This window comes from Hydrogenophaga sp. 70-12, from assembly GCF_001897365.1.
Lineage (GTDB): Bacteria > Pseudomonadota > Gammaproteobacteria > Burkholderiales > Burkholderiaceae_C > Hydrogenophaga > Hydrogenophaga borbori.
On record NZ_MKSS01000313.1, the window covers coordinates 1 to 7,581 of the forward strand.

Sequence of the window (7,581 nt, forward strand, 5' to 3'; positions counted from 1 at the left end):
AAGGCGGCCGCACCGTCGGCGCCGGCGTCGTGGCCAAGATCATCGAATAAGGAGCGGTGTCCATGGCTGCCACCAAACAGAAGATCCGCATCCGCCTCAAGGCCTTCGACTACCAGCTGATCGACGCATCGGCCGCCGAGATCGTCGAAACCGCCAAGCGCACCGGCGCCATCGTCCGGGGTCCCGTGCCCCTGCCGACGCGCATGCGCCGCTTCGACATCCTGCGTTCGCCGCACGTCAACAAGACCAGCCGCGACCAGCTCGAGATCCGCACCCATCAGCGCCTGATGGACATCGTGGACCCGACCGACAAGACGGTGGACGCGCTCATGAAGCTCGACCTGCCGGCCGGCGTGGACGTCGAGATCAAGCTGCAGTAAGGCCAGGGGCCCTGGTTTGCCGGGTTTTCGCCCGGCGGACTTGCACAAGGAAAGCCCGCTGGCTATACTGGCGGGCTTTCCGGCTTTTGGGCCGGATATTTCGTGGCGTCGGCACCCTGGTGCTCGCCATTCAGGCGCGGCCTTCGGGTCGCGCACCATCAGCCCCGGCCAATTGAAGTCGGGAACGGAGAAAACAATGAGTCTGAGCAACTCCCTCGGGTTGTTGGGCCGCAAGGTGGGCATGATGCGCCTGTTCACCGATGACGGGGACGCAGTGCCTGTCACGGTGGTCGACGTGTCGAACAACCGCGTCACCCAGGTCAAAACCCAGGCCAACGACGGCTACGACGCGCTGCAAGTCACCTTCGGCAAGCGCCGCGCCTCCCGCGTCACCAAGCCGGTGGCCGGCCACCTGGCCAAGGCCGGCGTCGAAGCCGGTGAACTCATCATCGAATTCCGCGTGACCGCCGAGGTTGCCGCCCAGTACAAGCCGGGCGACGTGGTCGATGTCAACAAGCTGTTCTCGCAAGGCCAGAAGGTCGACGTGCAAGGCACCTCGATCGGCAAGGGCTTCGCGGGCACCATCAAGCGCCACAACTTCGCCTCGCAGCGCGCGTCGCACGGCAACAGCCGTTCGCACAACGTGCCGGGCTCGATCTCCATGGCGCAAGACCCGGGCCGCGTGTTCCCGGGCAAGAAGATGACGGGCCACCTCGGCGACGTCACCAAGACCATCCAGAACCTCGACATCGTGCGCATCGACGAAGCCCGTCAGCTGCTGCTGATCCGTGGTGCCGTGCCCGGTGCCAAGGGCGGTTTCGTCACCGTGCGTCCCGCCGTCAAGGCCAGCGCCGCCAAAGGAGCGAACTGATGCAAGTCGAACTCCTCAACGACCAAGGCCAGGCCGCGTCCAAGCTGGACGTGCCCGAGACCGTGTTTGGTCGTGACTACAACGAAGCCCTGATCCACCAGCTCGTGGTGGCGTACCAAGCGAACGCCCGTCAAGGCACGCGTGCTCAAAAAGACCGCCAGATGGTCAAGCACTCGACCAAGAAGCCGTTCAAGCAGAAGGGCACCGGCCGCGCTCGCGCCGGCATGACCTCCTCGCCGCTGTGGCGTGGGGGCGGTCGCATCTTCCCGAACAGCCCCGACGAGAACTTCACCCAGAAGCTCAACAAGAAGATGTACCGCGCCGGCATGGCGTCCATCTTCTCGCAGCTGGTCCGTGAAGGCCGTCTGTCCGTGGTCGAGTCGATCAAGGTCGATTCGCCCAAGACCAAGCAGCTGGCCGACAAGTTCAAGGCGATGAACCTGAAGTCGTCGGTGCTCGTGATCGCTGACGAAGTCGACGAGAACCTGTACCTGGCCTCGCGCAACCTGGTCAACGTGCTGGTGGTCGAGCCCCGTTACGCCGACCCGCTGTCGCTGGTGCACTACAAGCAAGTGATCGTCACCAAGGCGGCGATCGACCAGCTCAAGGAGATGTTCGCATGAGCACCGCCCAATTCGACGAAGGTCGCCTGATGCAGGTCCTCGTGGCACCGATCGTGTCCGAGAAGGCCACCCAGGCCGCCGAACAATCCAATGCCGTGCTCTTCAAGGTGCTGCGCGACGCCACCAAGCCCGAGATCAAAGCCGCCGTTGAGCTGATGTTCAAGGTGCAGGTCAAGGGTGTGTCGGTCGTGAACCAGAAGGGCAAGACCAAGCGCTTTGGCAAGACCATCGGCCGCCGCGACCATGTGCGCAAGGCCTATGTCACGCTGATGCCCGGTCAGGAACTCAACTTCGGTGGGGAGGCCGCGTAATCATGGCTGTCATCAAGATGAAACCGACCTCGCCAGGCCGTCGCGGCATGGTGAAGGTCACGCGCGAAAACCTGCACAAGGGTGCCGGTTACGCGCCGCTGCTGGAGCCTCAGTTCCAGAAAGCCGGCCGCAACAACAACGGCCACATCACGACGCGCCACAAGGGCGGTGGTGCCAAGCACCACTACCGCGTGGTCGACTTCCGCCGCAACAAGGACAACATCCCGGCGAAGGTCGAGCGCATCGAGTACGACCCGAACCGCACCGCGCACATCGCGCTGCTGTGCTACGCCGACGGCGAGCGCCGCTACATCATCGCGCCGCGCGGCGTCGAGGTGGGCGCCACGCTGCTGTCGGGCTCGGAGTCGCCGATCCGCGTGGGCAACACCCTGCCGATCCGCAACATCCCCGTGGGTTCGACGATCCACTGCATTGAGCTGCAGGTCGGCAAGGGCGCGCAGATGGCGCGTTCGGCCGGTGCCTCGGCCGTGCTGCTGGCCCGCGAAGGCATCTACGCCCAGGTGCGCATGCGCTCGGGCGAAGTGCGCAAGATCCACGTGGACTGCCGCGCCACCATCGGCGAGGTCTCCAACACCGAGCACAGCCTGCGCCAGATCGGCAAGGCCGGTGCCGTGCGCCACATGGGCATCCGCCCGACCGTTCGCGGCACCGCGATGAACCCGATCGACCACCCGCACGGTGGTGGTGAGGGCAAGACCGGCGAAGGCCGCGCTCCGGTGGATCCGTGGGGCAACCTCACCAAGGGTTACCGTACCCGCAACAACCGCCGCACGCAGTCGATGATCGTCTCGCGTCGCAAGAAGTAAGGGGTTGACCACATGACTCGTTCGCTCAAAAAGGGTCCTTTCGTGGACCACCACCTGATGGCCAAGGTCGAGAAGGCCCAGGCCACCAAGGACAAGAAGCCGGTCAAGACCTGGTCGCGCCGCTCGATGGTCCTGCCCGAGTTCATCGGCCTGACCATCGCCGTGCACAACGGCAAGCAGCACGTGCCCGTGTACATCACCGACCAGATGGTCGGTCACAAGCTCGGCGAGTTCTCCCTGACGCGCACCTTCAAGGGGCATCCGGGCGACAAGAAAGCCAAGAAGTAAGGAACCACCATGAGTACGGAAACCCGCTCTGTCGTCCGTGGCGTGCGCCTGTCGGTGGACAAAGGCCGCCTCGTGGCCGACCTGATTCGCGGCAAGAAGGTCGACCAGGCCCTGAACATCCTGACCTTCACCCAGAAGAAGGCCGCCGGCATCGTCAAGAAAGCCCTGGAGTCCGCCATCGCCAATGCCGAGCACAACGACGGTGCCGACATCGACGAGCTGCGCGTCAAGACGATCTACGTCGAACAAGGCACGACGCTCAAACGGTTTGAGGCTCGCGCCAAAGGCCGTGGCAACCGCATCAGCAAACCCACGTGTCACATCTACGTGACGGTCGGCAACTGAGAGGCACAGGAACATGGGACAGAAAATCAACCCGACCGGCTTCCGCCTGGCCGTCTCGCGCAACTGGGCCAGCCGCTGGTACGCCAGCAACCGCGACTTCGCGGGCATGCTGGCCGAAGACATCAAGGTGCGTGAGTACCTGAAGGCCAAGCTCAAGAACGCCGCTGTGTCGCGCGTGGTCATCGAGCGCCCCGCCAAGAACGCCCGCATCACCATCTACTCGGCGCGTCCGGGCGTGGTGATCGGCAAGAAGGGCGAGGACATCGAGAAGCTGAAGAAGGAACTGGCCGCCAAGCTCGGCGTGCCTGTGGCCGTGAACATCGAAGAAGTGCGCAAGCCCGAAATCGATGCCAAGCTGATCGCCGACTCGATCACCCAGCAGCTCGAGAAGCGCATCATGTTCCGCCGCGCCATGAAGCGCGCGATGCAGAACGCCATGCGCCTCGGTGCCCAGGGCATCAAGATCATGAGCGCCGGTCGCCTGAACGGCATCGAGATCGCCCGCACCGAGTGGTACCGCGAAGGCCGTGTGCCCCTGCACACCCTGCGCGCCGACATCGACTACGGCACCTCCGAAGCCAAGACGACCTATGGCGTCATCGGCGTGAAGGTGTGGGTCTACAAGGGCGACACCCTGGGCCGCAACGACGCCCCCGTGGTGGCCGAGCCGCGCGCCGAAGAAGAGCGCCGCCCGCGTGGTCCGCGCCGTGAGCGCAGCGAGCGCCCGGCCGGCCCGACCGCCCGCGCCGCCGTGCGCCGTGGCACCAACACCGCCCCGGCCGATGGCAGCGACAAGCCCGCCGAAGCCACGGGTGGTGATTCCAAACCCGCCGTTAAGCGCGTACGCAAAGACGCACCCGCACCTGCAGCTGCGGACGGCAAAGGAGAATAAACATGTTGCAACCCGCTCGTCGCAAGTACCGCAAGGAGCAGAAGGGCCGTAACACCGGCGTCGCCACCAGCGGCGCCACCGTTGCCTTCGGCGACTTCGGCCTGAAAGCCACCGACCGTGGCCGCATCACGGCCCGCCAGATCGAGGCCGCGCGCCGCGCGATCTCCCGTCACGTCAAGCGTGGTGGCCGCATCTGGATCCGTGTGTTCCCGGACAAGCCGATCTCGCAGAAACCCGCCGAAGTCCGTATGGGCAACGGCAAGGGTTCGGTCGAGTACTACGTGGCCGAGATCCAGCCTGGCAAGGTGCTGTACGAAATCGTGGGTGTGCCCGAAGCGCTCGCCCGCGAGGCCTTCGCTCTGGCCGCCGCCAAACTTCCGCTGCGCACCACGTTCGTGACGCGCCTGCTGGGCCAGTGATTCAGGAGAACACGTTATGAATACTGAAGAACTGCGCCAGAAGGACGCGGCCGGCCTCGAGGCCGAGATCAAGTCGCTGCAGAAGGCCCACTTCAATCTGCGCATGCAGAAGGCCACGCAACAACTCAACAACACCGCCACGCTGGGCGACACCCGCCGTGCCATCGCTCGCGCCAAGACCATCCTGGCCGAGAAGCAGCGCGCAGCCGCCAAGTAAGGAGCCAACCATGACCGAAGCCAAAACCGCCCTCAAGCGCACCCTGGTCGGCAAGGTGGTGAGCGACAAGCGCGCCAAGACCGTGACGGTCCTGGTCGAGCGCCGCGTCAAGCACCCGATCTACGACAAGATCGTGATCAAGTCCAGCAAGTACCACGCCCACGACGAAAAGGGCGAGTACAAGCTGGGTGACCTGATCGAGATCACCGAGAGCCGCCCGATTTCCAAGACCAAGAACTGGGTGGCCAGCCGTCTGGTGCAGAAAGCCGCCATCGTCTGAGTCCGTTTCCCGGACCTGCGCAGCGCGCATCGAAAAAGCGACCGACAATCCGGTCGCTTTTTTGTTTTCAGCCCCCAACCGAACAGGAGAAACCATGATCAAGGTCGGAGACAAGCTGCCCGCCGGCACGCTGATGGAGTACAGCGAGGTCGAAGGCAATGGCTGCAGCATCGGCCCGAACCCGGTCGACGTGCAGAAGGCCGCCGCGGGCAAGACCATCGCCATCTTCGCGCTGCCGGGCGCCTTCACGCCCACCTGCTCGGCCAAGCACGTGCCGGGCTTCGTGCAGCAGGCGGCCGACCTCAAGGCCGCCGGCGTGGACGAGATCTGGTGCATCAGCGTGAACGATGCCTTCGTGATGGGCGCCTGGGCGCGCGACCAGAAAACCACCGGCGTGGTGCGCATGCTGGGCGACGGCAGCGCCGACTACACCAAGGCCACGGGCCTGACGCTGGACCTGACCGCGCGCGGCATGGGCCTGCGCAGCAACCGCTATTCCATGCTCGTGAAGGACGGCGTGGTCAAGACGCTCAACGTCGAGGCGCCGGGCAAGTTCGAGGTGAGCGACGCCGGCACGCTGCTGGCCCAGGCCAAGGCGGCCTGATTCAGAGATCGACCTTGAGGTAGTGCGCGCCCTGCAAGGGGTTGTGGTAGTACGGCGCGATCTCGACGAAGCCGCTGTCCTGGTAGAGCGCGCGCGCCGCCTCCATGTCCGACAGGGTGTCGAGCAGCATGGTGGCGTAGCCACCCATCTGTCCGAGCATCAGGATGCGGTCGACCAGCAGCCGCCCCAGGCCGAAGCCGCGAAAGGCGGGGCGCACGAACAGGCGCTTCATCTCGCAGGCGTCGGGGTGGTCGGCGCTGGGCAGCGGGCGCAGGGCGCAGCAGCCGGCGGGCGCACCGTCCACCAGGGCCAGCAGCAGCGCGCCGCCGGGAGGGGCGTAGTCGCCGGGCAGCTTCGCCAGTTCGTCCTGGAAGCCCTGGAAGCACAGGTCCACGTCCAGCGAGGCCTGGTAGTCCAGGAACAAGGCGCGCACCGCCAGGATGTCGTCGGGGGATTCGGCCAGCCGCAGTTCAATGGCGGCTGAAGGCGTCTCGGGCATGGGTTCGGGGGGCGGCCGGCGGGGCCGCAGGGGGAGGGCGAACCGGCAATATAAGTCAATCCGCCCGAGCGGGGCCAGCCAGCGCCGCGGCGGGCCAGGCCGTCAGGGCGCGTAGCCGACGCTGACCAGCCAGGCCACGAAGGCCGAACACACCCCCAGCAAGGCACCGGCGAGCGCCCGGTCCCAACGGCCGTCGCGCGAGGGCGGCAGGGGCGCGGGCAACTGCTTGTCTCCCTTCAGCATGGGTTGGACCAGTGGCTGGCGCTTCACGAACAGGTACCAGGCGATGGCCAGCAGGTGCAGCACCAGCAGGCCGATCACCAGGTACTGGCCCACGTCCTTGTGGAAGCCGGTGGCGGCCGAGACCGTCTCGCCCGAGACGAAGCGCGCCAGCGGCCCGAAGGTGGCGATCTCGTCGTCGCTCATGAGGCCGCTGCCCACCTGGGCCGCCAGGGCCAGCAGCAGGGCGAACACCGACAGCGCGCCCAGGGGCGTGTGGCCGGCGGTGTGCTCCAGGGGCGCGCGACCACGCAGGTAGCGCAGCAGCGAGCGCGGCGAGTAGACGAAGCTGGCGAAGCGCGACCAGCGCCCGCCCAGGAAGCCCCACACCAGCCGGAACAGCAGCAGCGCCAGCACGGCGTAGCCCAGCCGCAGATGCCACTCCATCCAGGCGCCACCGAGGGTGCCGGTGGTGATGAGCCCGATCACGCAGAGCGCGAGCAGCCAGTGGAACAGTCGGGTGGGCAGGTCCCAGATGCGGATGGTGTGCATGTTGGCGAAGCGTGGGTGACGACCGAGCGGTGGATCGGGAAATGCCGGATCGGTTCAACGGAACTTTACCCGTCGTGGCAACCTCAGCGAGCGCCGGCCTGCAGAGCCGGCGTTCAACATCCCCACAGGAGATTCAATGAAGACAGTCGCTCCGCTCCTCCTGGCGCTGGCCGCCAGCGCCCTGGCCGCCCCGGCCATGGCCCAGTTCCAGAAACCCGAGGACGCCGTGAAGTACCGCAAGGCCTCGTTCACGG

The 7,581-nt window shown here is 66.0% G+C and carries 14 protein-coding genes; 12 read left to right on the forward strand and 2 right to left on the reverse strand.

The annotated features are described in order from the left end of the window. Window positions 1-62: 62 nt before the first annotated feature. The 12 genes from rpsJ to BGO22_RS16600 all read left to right on the forward strand — a co-directional run bounded on the left by rpsJ (window position 63) and on the right by BGO22_RS16600 (window position 6,057). Complete coding sequence (gene rpsJ / locus BGO22_RS16545) at window positions 63-380, forward strand: 30S ribosomal protein S10 (protein WP_070401262.1); 318 nt, start codon at window positions 63-65, stop codon at window positions 378-380. 196 nt (window positions 381-576) lie between these two features. Beyond that, window positions 577-1,251 (forward strand): 50S ribosomal protein L3, encoded by a 675-nt coding sequence (gene rplC / locus BGO22_RS16550; protein WP_070401261.1) that lies wholly within the window; start codon window positions 577-579, stop codon window positions 1,249-1,251. Beyond that, window positions 1,251-1,874, forward strand: coding sequence for a 50S ribosomal protein L4 (rplD, locus tag BGO22_RS16555; RefSeq protein ID WP_070401260.1), 624 nt, complete (start codon window positions 1,251-1,253; stop codon window positions 1,872-1,874). Before rplC ends, rplD begins: the two co-directional genes overlap by 1 nt. Then, a complete protein-coding gene (gene rplW / locus BGO22_RS16560; RefSeq protein ID WP_070401259.1) occupies window positions 1,871-2,185 on the forward strand; it encodes a 50S ribosomal protein L23 in 315 nt (104 codons plus the stop codon). The genes rplD and rplW overlap by 4 nt, the downstream gene beginning before the upstream one ends. 2 nt (window positions 2,186-2,187) lie before the next feature. After that, window positions 2,188-3,012, forward strand: coding sequence for a 50S ribosomal protein L2 (gene rplB, locus BGO22_RS16565; RefSeq protein WP_070401258.1), 825 nt, complete (start codon window positions 2,188-2,190; stop codon window positions 3,010-3,012). A 12-nt stretch (window positions 3,013-3,024) separates the two neighbouring features. Further along, window positions 3,025-3,300: a 30S ribosomal protein S19 gene (gene rpsS / locus BGO22_RS16570; RefSeq protein ID WP_070401257.1), complete on the forward strand. Its 276-nt coding sequence runs from the start codon at window positions 3,025-3,027 to the stop codon at window positions 3,298-3,300. 9 nt (window positions 3,301-3,309) lie between these two features. Continuing rightward, on the forward strand, window positions 3,310-3,645 hold the full coding sequence (gene rplV / locus BGO22_RS16575; RefSeq protein WP_009519300.1) for a 50S ribosomal protein L22: 336 nt from the start codon (window positions 3,310-3,312) through the stop codon (window positions 3,643-3,645). A 13-nt stretch (window positions 3,646-3,658) separates the two neighbouring features. Then, on the forward strand, window positions 3,659-4,537 hold the full coding sequence (gene rpsC, locus BGO22_RS16580; protein WP_070401256.1) for a 30S ribosomal protein S3: 879 nt from the start codon (window positions 3,659-3,661) through the stop codon (window positions 4,535-4,537). A gap of 2 nt (window positions 4,538-4,539) precedes the next feature. After that, window positions 4,540-4,956 carry a 50S ribosomal protein L16 gene (gene rplP, locus BGO22_RS16585; RefSeq protein WP_070401255.1) on the forward strand — a complete coding sequence of 139 codons (417 nt, stop codon included), beginning with the start codon at window positions 4,540-4,542 and terminating at the stop codon, window positions 4,954-4,956. A gap of 16 nt (window positions 4,957-4,972) precedes the next feature. Further along, a complete protein-coding gene (gene rpmC / locus BGO22_RS16590) occupies window positions 4,973-5,173 on the forward strand; it encodes a 50S ribosomal protein L29 (RefSeq protein ID WP_070401254.1) in 201 nt (66 codons plus the stop codon). Between the two features lie 10 nt (window positions 5,174-5,183). Continuing rightward, window positions 5,184-5,453, forward strand: a complete 270-nt coding sequence (rpsQ, locus tag BGO22_RS16595) for a 30S ribosomal protein S17 (RefSeq protein ID WP_070401253.1) — start codon at window positions 5,184-5,186, stop codon at window positions 5,451-5,453. Window positions 5,454-5,547: 94 nt separating this feature from the next. Next, a complete protein-coding gene (locus BGO22_RS16600; RefSeq protein WP_286851820.1) occupies window positions 5,548-6,057 on the forward strand; it encodes a peroxiredoxin in 510 nt (169 codons plus the stop codon). A 1-nt stretch (window position 6,058) separates the two neighbouring features. Here BGO22_RS16600 and BGO22_RS16605 read toward each other — a convergent pair whose 3' ends face one another. Next, the gene (locus BGO22_RS16605; protein WP_070401251.1) at window positions 6,059-6,556 is read right to left on the reverse strand and encodes a GNAT family N-acetyltransferase; all 498 of its coding nucleotides are present in this window, start codon (window positions 6,554-6,556) and stop codon (window positions 6,059-6,061) included. Between the two features lie 102 nt (window positions 6,557-6,658). Beyond that, entirely contained in the window at window positions 6,659-7,327 is a 669-nt protein-coding gene (locus BGO22_RS16610; protein WP_070401250.1) for a cytochrome b/b6 domain-containing protein, read from the reverse strand. Between the last annotated feature and the right edge of the window lie 254 nt (window positions 7,328-7,581).

Bases quoted from the DNA above. Each gene is read 5' to 3' on its own strand.
- rplD (WP_070401260.1), top strand. From the start codon at position 1,251: ATGCAAGTCGAACTCCTCAACGACCAAGGCCAGGCCGCGTCCAAGCTG.
- rplP (WP_070401255.1), top strand. From the start codon at position 4,540: ATGTTGCAACCCGCTCGTCGCAAGTACCGCAAGGAGCAGAAGGGCCGT.
- rpmC (WP_070401254.1), top strand. From the start codon at position 4,973: ATGAATACTGAAGAACTGCGCCAGAAGGACGCGGCCGGCCTCGAGGCC.
- rpsS (WP_070401257.1), top strand. From the start codon at position 3,025: ATGACTCGTTCGCTCAAAAAGGGTCCTTTCGTGGACCACCACCTGATG.
- rplW (WP_070401259.1), top strand. From the start codon at position 1,871: ATGAGCACCGCCCAATTCGACGAAGGTCGCCTGATGCAGGTCCTCGTG.
- rplB (WP_070401258.1), top strand. From the start codon at position 2,188: ATGGCTGTCATCAAGATGAAACCGACCTCGCCAGGCCGTCGCGGCATG.
- BGO22_RS16600 (WP_286851820.1), top strand. From the start codon at position 5,548: ATGATCAAGGTCGGAGACAAGCTGCCCGCCGGCACGCTGATGGAGTAC.
- rpsC (WP_070401256.1), top strand. From the start codon at position 3,659: ATGGGACAGAAAATCAACCCGACCGGCTTCCGCCTGGCCGTCTCGCGC.
- BGO22_RS16610 (WP_070401250.1), bottom strand. From the start codon at position 7,327: ATGCACACCATCCGCATCTGGGACCTGCCCACCCGACTGTTCCACTGG.
- rplC (WP_070401261.1), top strand. From the start codon at position 577: ATGAGTCTGAGCAACTCCCTCGGGTTGTTGGGCCGCAAGGTGGGCATG.
- rpsJ (WP_070401262.1), top strand. From the start codon at position 63: ATGGCTGCCACCAAACAGAAGATCCGCATCCGCCTCAAGGCCTTCGAC.
- BGO22_RS16605 (WP_070401251.1), bottom strand. From the start codon at position 6,556: ATGCCCGAGACGCCTTCAGCCGCCATTGAACTGCGGCTGGCCGAATCC.
- rplV (WP_009519300.1), top strand. From the start codon at position 3,310: ATGAGTACGGAAACCCGCTCTGTCGTCCGTGGCGTGCGCCTGTCGGTG.
- rpsQ (WP_070401253.1), top strand. From the start codon at position 5,184: ATGACCGAAGCCAAAACCGCCCTCAAGCGCACCCTGGTCGGCAAGGTG.